The following is a 17,624-nucleotide window of genomic DNA, read 5'->3' as shown; positions in this document are numbered from 1 at the left end:
CGCGATCGGGCTCCTTTCCATGCGCTGGCCAGGGTGTGGCCAGGGGCTGACTAATTGTTTGGCGTCATTATACAAGGCGTCGCGGATGAGCAAAGGTGATGCGCATGCAGCTACCGCGGGGTACCAAGGGTTCATACTCCAACCGGGCCTGGTTACTCTCACAGAGTTCGCGTGAAATATACAGCCCCAGGCCAGTGCCTGAAGTCTCAGTGGTGTAAAACGGCTCGAAAATATGCGCGAGATGCTCTTCCGGAATGCCTGGTCCATGGTCGATCACTTCCAGAATTGGCAAATTGGATTCAGGGTGGATATAGAGTTTCAGCCAGATGCTGCGATGCTCGCCCTCGGCACCACTGTAGCGCAGCGCATTGCTGCACAGGTTGTCGAGCACCTGGTTAAGCTGGTTGGGGTCCATGCGGGTCATGACGTTGTGACCTGCTTCCAGCTCAAGCCTGTCGGTAGCGGGGTGGCTCAGCGCAAAGGTCTCGGCAAAATGCTCCAGCCATAGTGACAGATCGATCAGTTGTGGCTCGCTCGGGCGTCTTCTCGACAACTCCAGTACCGTTTCAATGACCTTGTTCATGCGCTTGGAATGCTGCTGAATAATTTCGCTCAGGCGTTTGTCCTGTACAGGAATCTGCTCGGATTCGCTGAGCAACTGGGCGGCATGGCTGATCGCCCCCAGCGGATTACGAATCTCATGCGCGATGCTCGCCGTGAGCCGGCCAAGAGAGGCGAGTTTGAGCTGCTGCGCCTGCTGCGCCACCTGAGTATTGTCGTCGAGGAACACCAATACCGTCTCGCCTTCATCACTGGGCAAGGGTTTGAAGTTTGCAGTAATTTCGGCCCCGCCACTGTGATTGTGGAAGGGCAGGGTGCGAATGGCCGGGTTGTTCTGCCACTGGCGCAAGCGCTGGGCCAAACCAATGGCCAGGTCATCTACATCCATGCCGCGAATGATCGGTTTACCCAGCATTTGCGCAGCGGCTTCATTGGCGAGCAGGACTCTCTGCTTGCCGCCGACGACCATGATGCCCGTGCGCATGCGCTGAATAATCAGTTGATTGAGCTTCTCCAGGCTGGCAAGGCTGGTGGCCTGCTGTTGCGCCAGGCTTTCGGACTGACGCAGGCGTTTGCTCAACCGCTGTACAAAAAGCGCGACAGCGAAGTAGATACCGCCCAACACCCCAACCTGCAAATAACTCTGTACCGCCCCGGGAGTGGACAGGCTCAGGTAGAAAGTCAGGTAGATGGTTACCAGGCTGGCCAGTGCGGCCAGCAACAGGCCCACGCGCCCGTGAATCAGGATGTTGCCCGCTGCTACCGGAATCAGCAGCAGATTGCCGAAGCCACTACCGGCGCCGCCCGCCGCATAGAAAATACTGCCGAGCAGAAAGATATCCAGTACCGAGAGCACGAACAGGTATACATCGCGCTTGCCCTGATGCAGCAGCAGCGCGATAAGCACGTTGATAAACAGGTAAAACCAACTGGCTGTTTCATACAGCTGGGGGTTGTTCAGTTCCAGCAGGCCTTCACGTAACGCGCCGCTGGTCAGCACTGTCAGAAAAAAACCGAGAATGACTCGATAGATGTTATAGATCCGCAGAATGCGCGGGCGTTGGTAATCGATGACCTCAGTCATGGCGCCCGGCATCACGGTGCGCGTCGCAGCAGTACCATTGATCATTGACCCGCAGCGCCTGATCGCGGGGCAGGTGCAGTTGGCACTGCGCGCAGCGCACCATCAGCGGCGGGTTGGTTGGCGTGGGTTGTTGGCGCTGGCTGGAGATTTGCCAGGCCTTGAAACGCCGCCACAGAATGACCAAGCCTATCACCACCGCTATCAGTACCATCAGTTTGATAAGACCCATCTGCCCGTCCTGTAAAGTAATCCGTTGATCCAGCCCGCTCTGCATTGTATCTGAGGCGGTGGCCTCCGCCGTATTATTGCGGCGGTATGTTATGCAGCATGCCTGAGAATGAGCGCATTATGAATCACAGAGGCAAGGGCTGCCTTTGCCGTGTTGAGTTGACCTGCGCCAACTCCAGCCGCAGAAAATGCGGCCAATAAAAAAGCTGGCTCGGTGCGTGTGCCCGGCCAGCTTTTTCAGTATTGCAGCTCAGCTACTCAGTCGAATAGACCGAAAGTGATTCGACTCCAGATCGAGCGGGTCTGTTTTTCCTGCTCGGGCGTACGAATCTCCCGGGGGATCGCAGCGACCGCTTCCTGATACTGCTGCTGCATTTCACGCTCCATCTGCGTGCCTGTCTGGCGCGAAGGTGGGGTCAGAACCTTATCGGCAAAACCAGCCATCATGCTGCGCAGGCGGCCTGCCTCTTGCTCTGCCGGCTCCACGTGATGGCGGAATTCGCCGTCATCCAGGCTTGGATGTTCAGGGTAGTTCTCCTGCAAAGTGGCCAGGGCGGTATTGGCCAGATCGTCCATCGCCAGCCGCTGGTACGCCTCGACCATCAGTGCCAGACCATCACCCACTGAAGGGGTCTGCTGGAAGTTCTCGACCACGTAGCGGCCACGATTGGCCGCCGCCAGGTGCGCTTCACGCTTGAGATAGTAATGACCAACATGGATATCGTAAGCCGCCAGCAGGTTGCGCAGGTAAACCATGCGCAGGCGTGCATCAGGGGCGTAACGGCTTTCCGGATAACGGCTGACCAACTGGGCGAATTCGTTGAACGAATCACGGGCCGCGCCCGGATCACGGCGGGTCATGTCCAGCGGCAGGAAGCGCTCGAAAATGCCGGCATCGCGGGTAAAGGACGTCATGCCGCGCATGTAGTAAGCGTAGTCAACGTTGGGGTGCTGCGGGTGCAGGCGAATAAAACGGTCAGCCGAGGACGTGGCAGCTTCAGGCTCATTATTCTGATAATAAGCGTAAATCAATTCCAATTGCGCCTGCTGGGCGAAACGACCGAACGGATAGCGAGATTCCAACGCGCGCAGGCTTTCAATTGCCGGGCCATAATTGTTGGCATCCAGATCTTCCTGGGCCATCAGGTACAGCTCCGACTCGCTGAGCGACTCGTCAATTACCTTCGGATTCGAGGAGCAGGCGGCGGTCAGGGCGAGCACAGCAACCAGCAGCAGGTGTTTCATCGACATAGTTGATATCCGGATGGACGACCACACGCTGTTGCCGGAACAGCCGTCCTGTTATAGTTGGGTCCTGTTTACAGGCAACCGTTCTAGCGTTGATTGCCTTTAAAGAAGCCGTATTTAACCACAGCGCAGAGCCGATTCCAAAAAGGATTGCGCTTTGCCATTGCGCCTCGGCGCCTGCCAGTGAGTCCTGAATGTCTGATCGTATCCGCTTGTCTGCACTGGTCACCCCTGAGAGTGGCGGTCAACGCCTAGACCAGGTGGCGGCCCAATTGTTCCCCGAGCACTCACGCTCCCGCCTGCAGGGCTGGATCAAGGATGGCAGCCTGACGCTCGACGGCCGCAGTGTTCGCCCGCGTGACACTGTATATGGCGGCGAGAAGCTCGAGCTGGATGCCGAGCGTGAAGTGCAGGGTGACTGGCAGCCCGAGGCGATTGCTTTGGATGTGATCTATGAGGATGAGGCCTTGCTGGTGATCAACAAGCCGGCCGGGTTGGTGGTGCACCCGGCGGCCGGACATGCTGACGGCACTCTGCTCAATGCGCTGCTGCACCATGCGCCGGAGTTGGCCAAGGTGCCGCGTGCCGGCATCGTGCACCGATTGGACAAGGACACTACCGGGCTGATGGTGGTGGCCAAGACCCTGGAAGCTCAGACCGACCTGGTTGGTCAGTTGCAGGAGCGGACGGTGACTCGTGAATACGAGTGTGTGGTCGTGGGGGTGATGACCGCCGGCGGCAAGGTCGACCAGCCGATCGCCCGGCACGGAACCAACAGGCAGAAGATGGCGGTGATGGTCGGCGGCAAGCAGGCGGTCAGTCACTACCGGGTAATCAGCCGCTTTCGTGCGCACACCCATGTGAAGGTGAAGCTGGAAACCGGGCGTACCCATCAGATTCGCGTGCACATGAGCTACATTAATTTTCCCCTGATAGGCGACCAGACCTACGGTGGTCGCATGCGCATACCGGCTGGCGCAACCAAGGAGCTGATTGCCCTGCTGCGCGAATTTCCGCGGCAGGCGTTGCATGCACGGCGGCTGGAGCTGGAGCATCCGGTCGACGGCCGGCATATGTCCTGGGAAGTGCAGCTACCTGAAGATATGCAGCACCTGCTGGCGATGCTGCGTGAAGACGGTGAACTGGCGGAATGAAGCCGCAGTGGCTGAGCGCTGACTGGCCTGCGCCAGAGTGGGTGCGAACCTGTGTGACTACCCGGCAGCTGGGCAGCAGCCAGGGACCCTGGAAGGGCTTCAATCTTGGTGATCATGTCGGGGACGATCCCGTGCACGTGGCTGCCAACCGCGCCGAGCTGGAGCGTGAACTGGCTTGTCGCCCTGCCTGGCTGGTACAGACTCACAGTACCGATGTGGTGCGCGCCAATCCTGCGCTAACCGCTGAGGCTGACGCCGCCTGGACTGATGAACCTGGCATCGCTTGTACCATCATGACGGCTGATTGTTTGCCGGTGTTGTTCTCTGATCGTGCGGGGACCAAAGTGGCTGCGGCCCATGCCGGCTGGCGCGGATTACTCGACGGGGTGTTGGAGAGCACGCTGAAGGCGCTGGCCACTGAGCCATCCGAGGTGTTGGTCTGGTTCGGTCCGGCGATTGGCCCGCAGGCGTTCGAAGTAGGCTCTGAAGTGCGGGAGGCCTTTATCCAGGTCGATCCGCAGGCCGCGTCGGCTTTTGTGCCGTCTGACCGGGCTGGGCATTTCCTTGCCGATATCTATCAGTTGGCCCGGCAACGGCTGAATGCTGCCGGTGTGCAGTCGATCAGTGGTGGTGATCAATGCACGGTCAGTGACCCGCTGCGCTTTTACTCCTATCGCCGTGATGGCCAGACCGGGCGCATGGCGTCGTTGATCTGGCTCAGTTCGAAGTAACTTCCGTCTACGAAATACCGTATGGGCGATCGCTCATCCGACAATATTTTGACTCTGGTCAATGTTTCCTGCCTTGAAAGACCAATAATAAACCCTATCTATAGTCCATACTCAATGAACGTCATCGCCTGCGAATCAGCGGGCGATCATCTAGATAGGATGCAAACACCATGCGTATTGATCGCTTTACCAGCAAACTCCAGATGGCGCTGTCCGATGCGCAGTCATTGGCGGTGGGCCGTGATCACAATCAGATAGACCCCTTGCACCTGATGCTGGCGTTGCTCGATCAGCAGCAGGGTTCGGTCAAGCCGTTGCTGCGCCAGGTCGGCTTCGACACCAATGCGCTGCGTGCGGCTCTGGTCGATGCGTTGGACAAGCTGCCCACCATCAGCAGCCCGACCGGGGACATCAACCTGTCCCAGGATCTGGCGCGGCTGTTCAATCAGGCGGACCGGCTGGCGCAACAGCATAACGATCAGTTCATCTCCAGCGAGTTGGTATTGCTGGCGGCGATGGAGGGTAACTCGGCGCTGAGCAAGATATTGCTCGGCCAGGGCGTGTCAAAGAAGGCTCTGGAGAACGCCATCAGCAATCTGCGCGGCGGCGAGTCGGTGAACGACCAGAATGCCGAAGAGTCGCGCCAGGCCCTGGACAAGTACACAGTCGATCTGACCACCAAGGCCGAAGAAGGCAAGCTGGATCCGGTGATTGGCCGTGATGACGAAATTCGCCGGACCATTCAGGTGCTGCAGCGCCGGACCAAGAACAACCCGGTGCTGATCGGCGAGCCCGGCGTGGGCAAGACCGCCATCGTCGAGGGCCTGGCGCAACGCATTATCAATGGTGAAGTGCCGGACGGGCTGAAGGACAAGCGCTTGCTGTCGCTGGACATGGGCTCGCTGATTGCCGGCGCCAAGTTCCGCGGTGAATTCGAGGAGCGCTTGAAGGCGGTGCTGAACGAGCTGGGCAAGCAGGAAGGCCGGGTGATTCTGTTTATCGACGAGTTGCATACCATGGTCGGCGCCGGCAAGGCCGAAGGCTCGATGGACGCCGGCAATATGCTCAAGCCGGCGCTGGCGCGCGGTGAGCTGCACTGCGTGGGCGCGACCACGTTGGATGAGTACCGCAAGTACATCGAAAAGGACGCGGCGCTGGAGCGACGTTTCCAGAAGGTGCTGGTCGATGAGCCCTCCGAGGAGGACACCATCGCCATTTTGCGTGGCCTGAAAGAACGCTACGAGGTGCACCACAAGGTCGCGATCACCGATAGCGCAATCATTGCCGCGGCCAAGTTGAGTCATCGCTACATTACCGACCGGCAGTTGCCGGACAAGGCCATCGATCTGATTGACGAGGCCGCCAGCCGCATCCGTATGGAGATCGACTCCAAGCCCGAGGTACTGGATCGTCTTGAACGGCGCTTGATTCAGCTCAAGGTGGAGCGCGAGGCGTTGAAGAAGGAAGAGGACGACGCTGCGCTCAAGCGTCTGGAAAAGCTCAAGGAAGAGATTGCTCGGCTGGAGCGTGAATACGCCGACCTGGAAGAGATCTGGAAATCCGAGAAAGCGGAAGTTCAGGGTTCGGCGCAGATCCAGGAAAAAATCGAACAGGCTCGCCAGGAGCTGGAAGCGGCGCGTCGCAAGGGCGACCTGAACCGCATGGCCGAACTGCAGTACGGGGTGATTCCTGACCTGGAGCGCAGTCAGCAGATGGCTGATCAGCACAGTCCGACCGAAAATCAGCTACTGCGCAGCAAGGTCACCGAAGAAGAAATCGCTGAAGTGGTCTCCAAGTGGACCGGTATTCCGGTGTCCAAGATGCTTGAAGGCGAGCGCGACAAGCTGCTGCGTATGGAAGAAGGCCTGCACAAGCGGGTTATTGGTCAGCATGAGGCCGTGGTGGCCGTGTCCAATGCGGTACGGCGTTCGCGCGCGGGTCTGAGTGATCCCAACCGGCCCAGCGGCTCGTTCATGTTTCTGGGGCCAACCGGGGTGGGCAAGACCGAGCTGTGCAAGGCGCTGGCCGAGTTTCTGTTCGACACTGACGAAGCCATGGTGCGGATCGACATGTCCGAGTTCATGGAAAAGCATTCGGTCGCGCGCTTGATCGGGGCGCCTCCGGGGTATGTCGGCTACGAAGAGGGCGGCTATCTGACCGAGGCGGTGCGCCGCAAGCCGTATTCGGTGATCCTGCTGGATGAGGTGGAAAAAGCCCATCCGGATGTATTCAACGTGCTGCTTCAGGTGCTTGAAGACGGTCGGCTGACTGACAGCCAGGGCCGCACGGTGGACTTCCGTAATACCGTCATCGTCATGACCTCCAACCTGGGCTCAGCGCAGATTCAGGAGCTGGTCGGTGATCCGGAAGCTCAGCACGCGGCGGTGATGGATGCTGTTGGTCAGCATTTCCGCCCGGAGTTTATCAACCGGATTGATGAGGTTGTGGTGTTTGAGCCGTTGGGCAAGGAACAGATTGCCGGCATCGCAGGCATTCAGATGCAGCGCCTGGGCGTGCGGTTGGCCGAGCGTGAATTGAAGCTGGAGCTGACTGATGAGGCGTTGGAGAAACTGATCGCGGTAGGCTATGACCCGGTATACGGCGCTCGTCCGCTCAAGCGTGCGATTCAGCGGTGGATCGAGAACCCGTTGGCGCAGCGTATCCTGGCCGGTGATTTTGCGCCGGGGGTAACGATCAAAGCCAAGGTTGTGGATGACGGGTTTGTGTTTGAGGGTTGAGGCTACCGAGGAGCGCTGCCAAATCCTTTCGCGGCGAGGCCGCCGCTCCCACAGGCTGTTCCCTTGCGGTTAAGCCAGAACAGGTAGGAGCGGCGGCCCCGCCGCGAAGGCGCAGCAGGATAGAACAGAGGTCGCGCTGAAAGTGCGGTGCCGGACCGAAGCCCGACACCGCCCAGCTTTACAGCAGCATCGACCTGATATCGCCCAGCAGTTCACCAAGCCGCTTGGTGAACTGTGCTGCGGCCGCACCGTTGATGGCGCGGTGGTCGTAGGACAGTGACAGCGGCAGCATCAGCTTCGGCTGGAACGCGCTACCGTCCCATACTGGCTGCATGGTTGCCTTGGATACGCCAAGGATAGCCACTTCCGGTGCATTCACGATTGGCGTGAAGTAAGTGCCGCCAATATGGCCCAGGCTGGAGATGGTAAAGCAGGCGCCCTGCATACCATCGGCACCCAGCTTCTTGTTACGCGCCTTCTCCGCCAGCTCTGCGGCTTCACCAGCCAATTGCAGCAGGCTTTTCTTGTCGACGTCGCGAATGACCGGGACCATCAGGCCGTCCGGCGTATCTACAGCAAAACCGATATGCACATAGTTCTTGTGAATCAGTTGCTTGCCATTGGGTGCCAGCGCGACATTGAAGTTGGCCTGTTCACGCAGCAGGTGAGCACAGGCCTTGAGCAGAAAGGGCAGGATGGTCAGCTTGACGCCGGCCTTTTCCGCCACGGCCTTCTGGTCCTTGCGGAAAGTTTCCAGTTCGCTGATATCGGCCAGGTCAAACTGCGTCACGTGCGGCACATTCAGCCAACTGCGGTGAATATTGGCGGCGCCGATCTGCTGCAATCGGGTCATATCCTTGACTTCGATTTCGCCAAAGCGGCTGAAATCGATTTCCGGTACCGCAGGGATGCCTGAACCACCGGCCGTGGCAGGCGCGCTCTTGCCCTGCTTCATTACCGATTTGACGTGATTCTGTACATCTTCCTTGAGAATTCGGTCGCGCGGTCCGGTGGATTTCACTTCGGCCAGATCCACACCCATCTCGCGGGCGAGCAACCGTACCGCCGGGCCTGCGTGTACCTTGGTACCTTCGCGGCTTGGTCCACCAACGGGAGCGGGCGCTTCGTCCTGTTGGGCAGGCTTGCTGTCGGCACTCTTGTCCTGCGTGGCTTCAGGCTGCTTGTCGGCCTTGGCCTCGGATGCAGGCTTGTCGTCCTGCGCTGGCTCGGCAGCAGCTTGCTGCTCCTCGCCTTCAACCTTCATATGCAGAATCAGATCGCCAGTGCCGGCGTCCTGCTCCAGCTTGATCTCGACCGACTCGACAGTGCCCGCGACAGGGGAGGGGATCTCCATGCTGGCTTTGTCGGACTCCAGCACGATCAGCGACTGGTCGACTTCGACGGTATCGCCTTTCTTGACCAGTATCTCGATGACCTTGGCCTTGCTGTCCGAGCCCAGGTCCGGGATCTTGACCGGTTGAACGGAACTGCCAGAGGCCTTCTTGTCGCTGGCGGCTTGCTTGTCATCGCTGGCTTTTTCAGCAGGCTTCTCGTCCTTGTCGTCGTCTGACGCCTTGGGCTTCTCGGCGGCTTCTGGCTTTTCTTCTTTCGCTTCCTTCTCTTCGCTGGCGTCGGCGCCCTCGGACTCCAACTCGATCAGGTCATCGCCTTCCTTCAGGGTATCGCCCATCTTGACCTTTATCGATTTGATGGTGCCGGCCTTGGGGCAGGGGATTTCCATGCTGGCCTTGTCGGACTCCAGGGTCACCAGGCTCTGCTCGGCCTCGACCTTGTCGCCGACCTTGACCAGTATCTCGATAACTTCGCCCTCACCGTCGCCGATGCCGGGTACTTTGATCAGTTCACTCATACCGTTTTCCTCAGCAATCCAGCGGGTTGGTTTTTTCGGGATCAATGCCGAAGGTCTTGAGCGCGTCGGTCAATACCTTGGGTTTCAGATCACCGGATTCCACCAGCGCGGACAGCGCGGAGTAGGCTACCCAGTAACGGTCCACTTCAAAGAAGTGACGCAGTTTGCGGCGGCTGTCGCTGCGGCCGAAACCGTCGGTACCCAACACCTTGAAGGTGCCCGGCACCCACTGACGGATCTGCTCGGCGAACAGCTTCATGTAATCGGTCGAGGCGATCACCGGACCCGTGTGCTTGGCCAGGCTCTGTTCAACAAAGCTCTGACGTGGCTTCTTGGTCGGATGCAGGCGGTTCCAACGTTCCACATCCAGACCATCGCGACGCAGCTCGTTGAAACTGGTGACGCTCCAGATATCAGAGGTCACGCCGAAGTCATCCTTGAGAATCTTCGCCGCTTCACGCACTTCGCGCAAAATAGTCCCGCTGCCCATCAGTTGCACATGCAGGTTCGCCGGCTTGCTAGCGCCTTCGAGCAAGTACATGCCGCGCATGATGCCTTCTTCCACGTCCTTGCCCTTGGGCATGGGTGGCTGCACATAGGCTTCGTTCATTACGGTCAGGTAGTAGTAAACGTTTTCCTGCTCTTCCATCATCCGCCGTGCACCTTCGCGGATGATCACCGCCAGCTCGTAACCGTAGGTCGGGTCGTAGCTGCGGCAATTGGGGATGGTCGAGGCGAGGATATGGCTGTGGCCGTCTTCGTGCTGCAGACCTTCGCCGTTCAACGTGGTACGCCCTGCGGTGCCGCCGATCAGGAAGCCCTTGGCGCGGCTATCGCCAGCGGCCCAGGCCAGATCGCCGATGCGCTGGAAACCGAACATCGAATAGAAGATGTAGAACGGCAGCATGGGCTGGTTGTAGGTACTGTAGGCAGTCGCAGCAGCGATCCAGCTGGACATTGCGCCGGCTTCGTTGATCCCTTCCTCGAGAATCTGACCCTTCTTGTCCTCGCGGTAGAACATCACCTGATCTTTATCCACGGGCTCGTATAGCTGGCCGACTGAAGAGTAGATGCCGAGCTGGCGGAACATGCCTTCCATGCCGAAGGTACGTGCCTCGTCGGGCACGATGGGCACGATGCGTGAACCCAGTTCCTTGTCCTTGACCAGCTGCGAAATAATCCGCACAAAGGCCATGGTGGTGGAAATTTCGCGGTCGCCGCTGCCGTCCAGGATCGCCTTGAGCGTATCCAGGGGTGGTACCGGCACCTTGAAGCTTTCGGTGCGGCGCTGGGGCATATAGCCGCCGAGCTTTTCGCGGCGTGAGTGCAAGTACTTGTATTCGGCACTGCCTTCTTCGGGCTTGAAGAAGGGTAGCTTCTCCAGATCCTTGTCATTGACCGGAATGTCGAAGCGATCGCGGAATTTCTTCAGGCTCTCGACATCGACTTTCTTGGTGTTGTGTGCGGTGTTCTGGCCCTGGCCGGTACCGGTGCCGTAACCCTTGATGGTCTTGGCCAGGATGACCGTGGGCTGGTCTTTGTGGTTGACCGCCTCGTGATAGGCCGCATACACCTTGTAGGGGTCGTGACCGCCACGGTTGAGCTTCCAGATTTCCTCGTCTGAGAGGTCCTTGACCATCTCCTTGAGTTCCGGCCGAGTGCCAAAGAAGTGCTCGCGCACATAGGCGCCGTCGTTGGCCTTGTAATTCTGGTAGTCGCCGTCGATGGCTTCTTCCATGCGCTGCTGCAGCAGACCGTCGTGGTCCTGGGCGAACAGTGGATCCCACATGCGACCCCAGATGACCTTGATCACATTCCAGTCGGCGCCGCGGAAGCTGCCTTCCAGCTCCTGAATGATCTTGCCGTTGCCGCGTACCGGGCCGTCCAGGCGCTGCAGGTTGCAGTTGATGACGAAGATCAGGTTGTCGAGCTTCTCACGTCCAGCCAGAGAAATGGCGCCCAGGGACTCGGGTTCATCGGTCTCGCCGTCACCGACGAAGCACCAGACCTTCTGCTTTCCTGGTTCGATAAAGCCGCGGTGCTCCAGGTACTTCATGAAGCGCGCCTGGTAGATCGCCTGAATCGGGCCCAGACCCATGGATACAGTCGGGAACTGCCAGAAATCGGGCATCAGCCAGGGGTGCGGATAGGAAGACAGACCTTCGCCACCGGTTTCCTGTCGGAAGTTGTCGAGCTGGTCTTCACTGATGCGGCCTTCGAGGAAGGCGCGGGCATAAATGCCGGGAGAAGCGTGGCCCTGGAAAAACACCAGATCGCCGCCGTGCTCTTCTGTAGGGGCCTTGAAGAAGTAGTTGAAACCGATATCGTACAGGGTCGCGCTGGAGGCAAAAGTGGAAATGTGGCCGCCCAGATCGGGATCCTGCTGGTTGGTGCGCATCACCATGGCCAGCGCGTTCCAGCGCACCATGGAGCGAATACGCCGCTCCATGAACAGGTCGCCGGGCATGCGTGATTCGTGGGTAACCGGGATGGTGTTGCGGTAGGGCGTGGTGATCGCGTAGGGCAGTGGCGTACCGCTGCGGCTGGCCAGTTCACCCAGGCGTGTCATTAGGTAATGGGCGCGATCTTCACCTTCGTTGTCCAGTACGGACTCCAGTGAGTCCAGCCATTCCTGAGTTTCCAGTGGATCGATATCGTTTTGCTTCATGCGTCAGTTCTCCAGACCTTGTGGGCCTAATTCGCTGTGCGGGACTTGATAGCCTGTGACAACGAATGGGGTGTGAAATGCGGTTCTTGTAGTTTAGCTACAAAAAATAGGTTTAATCCATCCCTTTGTAAAGATTTATGTAGTTATGCTACATATTCGCCAGCATGTTCTTGCCTTGCAGACTTTTACGCAGGTCCCAGGCATGGCAAGCTGCGACATTGCAATCCCTACAGGATAGACCATGCCTTTTTCTCCGCCTCTGCCGTTGCCCGAGTCCCTGCAATCCATGGTGCAACACCATCGAGACCAGTGGCAGGCTGCCGTCGCCCATGCCGATCTGGCTAGCCGGGTGTCTGAGTTAGGCGAGCAGTTTCTCACCAGTCTCGACCCGGTTCTGGCCGGCAGCGATTTTGTTGCCGAGCAGCTTCGCCGGGATCCGCACATGGCCTGGCGCCTGGTGGAAGATGATCTGCTATGGCGGACCCTGGAGAAAGGCGACATGAGTCGTATGCTGAGTCTAGCCCTGACTGCAGTAGAGGATGAAGAACAGCTTGCGCAAGCATTACGTCGGTTTCGTCAGCAGCAACAGGTGCGGATTATCTGGCGGGATGTAACGCGCATGGCGGCCACCGCCGAGACTACCCGCGATCTGTCGGACATGGCTGACAGCTGTATCGAACTGGCTTATCAATGGTTGTATACCCAGGCATGTGCGACGCTGGGTACGCCGTCGGGGGCGGACGGTGAACCACAGCATATGGTGGTGCTGGGCATGGGTAAGCTGGGTGCTCAGGAATTGAATCTGTCTTCTGATATAGACCTGATCTTTGCATACCCCGAGGCAGGCGAAACCCAGGGCGGTCGGCGCAGCTTATCGAACCAGGAGTTTTTTATCCGCCTCGGCCAACGCCTGATCAAGGCGCTGGATGCGATTACCGTCGATGGCTTTGTCTTTCGTGTCGACATGCGCTTGCGTCCCTATGGTGACAGCGGCGCGCTGGTGTTCAGCTTTGATGCGCTGGAGCAGTACTACCAGAGCCAGGGGCGCGATTGGGAGCGCTATGCCATGATCAAGGCCCGCGTGGTCGCTGGCGATCAGGCCGCGGGCGCCGAGTTGCTGGCGATGCTCAAGCCGTTCGTTTATCGCCGTTATCTGGATTTCGCCGCGATTGAGGCGCTGCGCAGTCTCAAACTGATGATCCAGCGAGAAGTACAGCGCAAGGGCCTGCAAGACAACGTCAAGCTGGGGTCGGGCGGTATTCGTGAGGTCGAGTTTATTGGCCAGGCATTTCAACTGATCCATGGCGGGCGAGACCGCAGCTTGCAGCAGCGGCCAATCCTGTCAGTACTGGATATGCTGGCCACTAATAGCTATCTGCCGGATGAGGCCGTGGATGAGCTCAAAGGCGCGTACCTGTTCCTGCGCGACACCGAACATGCGCTGCAGGCACTGGATGATCGGCAGACCCAGATGTTACCCACCGACTCACAGAGCCAGCAGCGTATTGCCTACGTCATGGGCTTTGATAACTGGGATGCCTTCCGGCAAGCGCTGCATAGCCAGCGTGCGCGGATCGCGCGGCATTTTGCCGACGTGATAGCCGATCCAGATGATGAGCATGATGAAGAGCTGCCCCTGCATTCGGAATGGATGCCGGTCTGGGAAGGATCGCTGGATGCGCAGCAGCGTATCGAACAGCTCAGTGAGGGTGGGTTCAAAAAGCCTGAGGAAGCGTTACGGTTGCTGCAAGGCTTGCAGGAATCCGGTCGGGTTCGCTCCATGCAGCGTCTGGGGCGAGAGCGGCTGGATGTGTTCATGCCGCGCCTGCTGGGCATGGCTACAGAACAGGACGATGCAGACCTGGCGCTGGAACGGGTCATGCCGATGGTAGAGGCGGTGGCGCGACGCTCAGCCTACCTGCTATTGCTGACAGAAAATCCTAGTGCGTTGCGTGAATTATTGGTGCTGTGTTCCGCCAGCCCATGGATCGCCGAGCAGATCACCCGCTATCCGGTGGTGCTCGATGAGTTGCTGAACGCCGGGCGGCTTTACCGTCCGCCGGAGACGGACGAGCTGGTTGACGAATTGCGTCAGCAACTGATGCGTATCGCCGAAGATGACCTGGAGCAGCAGATGGAAGTGCTGCGCTATTTTCGCCGTGCCCATGTGCTGCGCGTCGCCGCCTCCGAGATCGCCGGCACGTTGCCGTTGATGAAGGTCAGCGATTATCTGACCTGGATTGCCGAAGCTATTCTTCAACAGGTCTTGCAACTGGCCTGGCGAGAATTGACCCAGCGCCATGGCTTCCCCAAGCGTGCTGATGGCAGTTTGTGTGAAATGGACTTTGTCATTCTCGGCTATGGCAAGGTCGGGGGGATAGAGCTTGGTCACGGCTCCGACCTGGACCTGGTGTTTATTCACGATGGTGATGCGGATGCGGAAACCGACGGTGCCAAGCCAATAGAAGGTAGCCGGTTTTTCACTCGCCTGGGGCAACGCATTATTCATATGCTCAACACCCAGACCACGTCCGGAGCGCTGTATGACGTGGATATGCGCCTGCGCCCGTCGGGTGAATCCGGGTTGCTGGTCAGCTCGCTGCAGTCCTTCGCCCGCTATCAGCGTGAAGAGGCCTGGACCTGGGAGCATCAGGCGCTGGTACGCGCGCGTGTACTGGCCGGCTGCAAGCGCTTGAGTCATCGTTTCCAGGACTTGCGGATGGAGGTGTTGAGCCGCCATCGGGATGAAGCCAAGTTGCGCGAGGACGTGGGCGGCATGCGTCAGAAGATGCGCGACAACCTGGGTACCAAGGCCACGCGGGCTGGTTCTGATCCGTCTGCGTACACGGCAGAGGCGTTGTTTGATCTGAAGCAGGACGCCGGAGGTATCGTTGATATCGAATTTATGGTGCAATATGCCGTTCTGGCCTGGTCGTGCCGGTACCCCGAGTTACTGCGTTATACCGATAACATCAGAATTCTAGACGGGCTGCGTGATGCCGGATTGATCTCCGGCGAAGACGTGCAGCGTTTGCAGGAGGCTTACAAAGCCTACCGCGCCGCAGCCCATCGCCTGGCACTGCAGAAGCAGCCGGGCAAAGTGAGTGGCGACCAGTTTCAAGATTTCCGTCGTGGCGTCATCAGTCTGTGGCAGCAGTGGCTGCCGGAATGACACGCCATGCCCGGGCGTTTCCCGGGCGCGGCGACAGGGCAGGTCCGGGCCGGACATAATCGAGTTAAGAATAACCAATTAGATGGAGCGGGCTGCAATGTCGATGGCCGATCGTGATGGTGTTATCTGGTTTGATGGTGAAATGAAGCCGTGGCGCGATGCCAATGTGCATGTACTGACTCATTCGCTGCACTACGGAATGGCCGTATTTGAAGGCGTGCGGGCCTACAATACTCCCGACGGCACGGCGATCTTCCGTTTGCATGCGCATACCGACCGTCTGTTTGACTCGGCGCATATCATGGGCATGAAGATTCCCTTTACCAAGGAGCAGCTCAACGAAGCGCAGCGCGCCGTCGTAGCCCAGAACAATCTTGAAACGGCTTATATACGCCCGCTGGTGTTCTACGGCTCCGAAGGCATGGGTATTCGTGCCGACAACCTCAAAGTACATGTGGCCATTGCCGCCTGGCACTGGGGTGCCTATATGGGCGAAGAGGCACTGGAGCGTGGCATCAAGATCCGCACCAGCTCCTTTACCCGTCACCACGTCAACATCACCATGACCCGCGCCAAGGCCAGCGGCGCTTACATGAACTCCATGCTGGCATTGCAGGAAGCGGTGTCCGCTGGCGCTGACGAAGCCTTGCTGCTGGATCCCGAGGGTTATGTGGCCGAGGGTTCGGGCGAGAACGTGTTTATCGTCAAAAATGGCGTGATCTATACCCCGGAAGTGACCGCCTGCCTGAACGGCATAACCCGCGGTACGGTGTTGGCATTGGCGGCGGAATTCAATATTCCGATCGTCGAGAAGCGTCTGACGCGTGATGAGGTCTATATCGCCGATGAAGCCTTCTTTACCGGTACCGCCGCTGAAGTGACGCCGATCCGCGAGCTGGACAATCGCCAGATTGGCGAAGGGCGCCGTGGTCCCGTTACCGAAAAGCTGCAGAAAGCCTATTTTGACCTGGTCACCGGTCAGAGCGGCGCACATGCCGAATGGCGTACGCTGGTTCGCTAAGAGCCGCAAGCTGCAAGCCACAAGCGGCAAGCTGTCGGATATTCGACGTTTGCCGCCTTGCTTGGCTTTCTTGCCGCTTGCCGCTTGAGGCTTGTCGCTCATGAGAATTCTTATCGTAGGTCCCAGTTGGGTTGGCGACATGGTGATGGCGCAGACGCTGTTCGCCTGCCTGAAGCAGCGTCATGGCGCGGAATGCCAGATCGATGTGCTGGCCCCGGACTGGAGCCGGCCGATTCTTGAGCGCATGCCCGAGGTGCGCCAGGCGCTAAGCTTTCCTTTGGGGCACGGCGTTCTGGATATTGCCGTGCGTCGGCGGATCGGCAAGAGTCTGACCGGTCGCTATGATCAGGCTATTTTGCTGCCCAACTCCTTGAAGTCCGCTCTGGTTCCCTACTTTGCCGATATCCCTTTGCGCACTGGCTGGCGCGGAGAGATGCGTTATGGGCTGCTCAACGACCTGCGCGTATTGGATAAAGAGCGCCTGCCGCTGATGATCGAGCGCTTTATGGCGCTGGCCTATGAGCCCGACCATCAGTTGAAACAGCCTTATCCACGCCCTGGTTTGCGAATTGACCCAACCACTCGGGACGCTGCATTGACGCGCTTTGGCCTGGAGCTGGATCGTCCGGTGTTGGCGCTTTGCCCAGGCGCCGAATTCGGCGAATCAAAGCGCTGGCCTGCCGAGCACTACGCCAAGGTTGCCGACCAGAAAATTCGCCAGGGTTGGCAAGTGTGGTTGTTTGGTTCCAAGAAAGATCATCCAGGTGGTGAAGATATACGTCAGCAACTGATTCCTGGATTGCGCGAGGAATCAGTGAATCTGTCCGGTGAAACCAGCCTGGCCGAAGCGATTGACCTGCTCTCCTGCGCGGGCGCGGTGGTCAGTAATGACTCAGGCTTGATGCACGTGGCTGCAGCGTTGGACCGGCCACTGGTAGCGGTCTATGGGTCGACCTCCCCGGCGTTCACGCCACCCTTGTCAAGCCAGGTGGAAATCGTGCGCTTGGGTCTGGAATGCAGCCCCTGTTTTGACCGTACCTGCCGTTTCGGCCACTACAACTGCTTGCGTGACCTGCGACCGCAGATGGTCATTGACGCACTGGATCGTCTGGTAGGCGAACCGCTTGCCGATCCGCAGGTACTCTGAGC

General features: G+C 58.8%; 11 protein-coding genes. 6 read left to right on the top strand and 5 right to left on the bottom strand.

Features of this window, described 5'->3' with window-relative positions:
• Positions 1-67: 67 nt before the first annotated feature.
• The 3 genes from EAO82_RS17665 to EAO82_RS17655 all read right to left on the bottom strand — a co-directional run bounded on the left by EAO82_RS17665 (position 68) and on the right by EAO82_RS17655 (position 3,124).
• Positions 68-1,657: a two-component system sensor histidine kinase NtrB gene (locus EAO82_RS17665; RefSeq protein WP_096345107.1), complete on the bottom strand. Its 1,590-nt coding sequence runs from the start codon at positions 1,655-1,657 to the stop codon at positions 68-70.
• Positions 1,638-1,874, bottom strand: a complete 237-nt coding sequence (locus EAO82_RS17660; protein ID WP_096345106.1) for a PP0621 family protein — start codon at positions 1,872-1,874, stop codon at positions 1,638-1,640. Before EAO82_RS17660 ends, EAO82_RS17665 begins: the two co-directional genes overlap by 20 nt.
• Before the next feature lie 257 nt (positions 1,875-2,131).
• Complete coding sequence (locus EAO82_RS17655; protein ID WP_096345105.1) at positions 2,132-3,124, bottom strand: outer membrane protein assembly factor BamD; 993 nt, start codon at positions 3,122-3,124, stop codon at positions 2,132-2,134.
• A gap of 191 nt (positions 3,125-3,315) precedes the next feature.
• Here EAO82_RS17655 and rluD point away from each other — a divergent pair, with 191 nt between their 5' ends.
• From rluD to clpB, 3 genes are all read left to right on the top strand, one after another.
• Positions 3,316-4,275, top strand: coding sequence for a 23S rRNA pseudouridine(1911/1915/1917) synthase RluD (rluD, locus tag EAO82_RS17650; RefSeq protein ID WP_096345104.1), 960 nt, complete (start codon positions 3,316-3,318; stop codon positions 4,273-4,275).
• Entirely contained in the window at positions 4,272-5,006 is a 735-nt protein-coding gene (pgeF, locus tag EAO82_RS17645; protein ID WP_096345103.1) for a peptidoglycan editing factor PgeF, read from the top strand. The genes rluD and pgeF overlap by 4 nt, the downstream gene beginning before the upstream one ends.
• A gap of 170 nt (positions 5,007-5,176) precedes the next feature.
• Positions 5,177-7,744 (top strand): ATP-dependent chaperone ClpB, encoded by a 2,568-nt coding sequence (clpB, locus tag EAO82_RS17640; protein ID WP_096345102.1) that lies wholly within the window; start codon positions 5,177-5,179, stop codon positions 7,742-7,744.
• A gap of 178 nt (positions 7,745-7,922) precedes the next feature.
• Here the strand turns inward: clpB and aceF are convergent, their stop codons facing one another.
• Both aceF and aceE read right to left on the bottom strand, forming a co-directional pair.
• Complete coding sequence (gene aceF, locus EAO82_RS17635; protein ID WP_096345101.1) at positions 7,923-9,614, bottom strand: dihydrolipoyllysine-residue acetyltransferase; 1,692 nt, start codon at positions 9,612-9,614, stop codon at positions 7,923-7,925.
• Between the two features lie 10 nt (positions 9,615-9,624).
• A complete protein-coding gene (aceE, locus tag EAO82_RS17630; RefSeq protein ID WP_096345100.1) occupies positions 9,625-12,282 on the bottom strand; it encodes a pyruvate dehydrogenase (acetyl-transferring), homodimeric type in 2,658 nt (885 codons plus the stop codon).
• Between the two features lie 241 nt (positions 12,283-12,523).
• On the opposite strand from aceE, the gene glnE reads away from it, so the two are divergent.
• From glnE to waaF, 3 genes are all read left to right on the top strand, one after another.
• Positions 12,524-15,454 (top strand): bifunctional [glutamate--ammonia ligase]-adenylyl-L-tyrosine phosphorylase/[glutamate--ammonia-ligase] adenylyltransferase, encoded by a 2,931-nt coding sequence (glnE, locus tag EAO82_RS17625; protein WP_096345099.1) that lies wholly within the window; start codon positions 12,524-12,526, stop codon positions 15,452-15,454.
• A gap of 97 nt (positions 15,455-15,551) precedes the next feature.
• Positions 15,552-16,475, top strand: a complete 924-nt coding sequence (locus tag EAO82_RS17620) for a branched-chain amino acid transaminase (RefSeq protein WP_096345098.1) — start codon at positions 15,552-15,554, stop codon at positions 16,473-16,475.
• A 100-nt stretch (positions 16,476-16,575) separates the two neighbouring features.
• Positions 16,576-17,622 (top strand): lipopolysaccharide heptosyltransferase II, encoded by a 1,047-nt coding sequence (gene waaF, locus EAO82_RS17615; RefSeq protein ID WP_096345097.1) that lies wholly within the window; start codon positions 16,576-16,578, stop codon positions 17,620-17,622.
• Positions 17,623-17,624: the final 2 nt, after the last annotated feature.

This window comes from Halopseudomonas pelagia (genome assembly GCF_009497895.1).
GTDB classification, from domain to species: Bacteria; Pseudomonadota; Gammaproteobacteria; order Pseudomonadales; family Pseudomonadaceae; genus Halopseudomonas; species Halopseudomonas pelagia_A.
The sequence above is the reverse complement of the archived record's forward strand: the minus strand, read 5'-3'. Positions and strand labels throughout refer to the sequence as shown.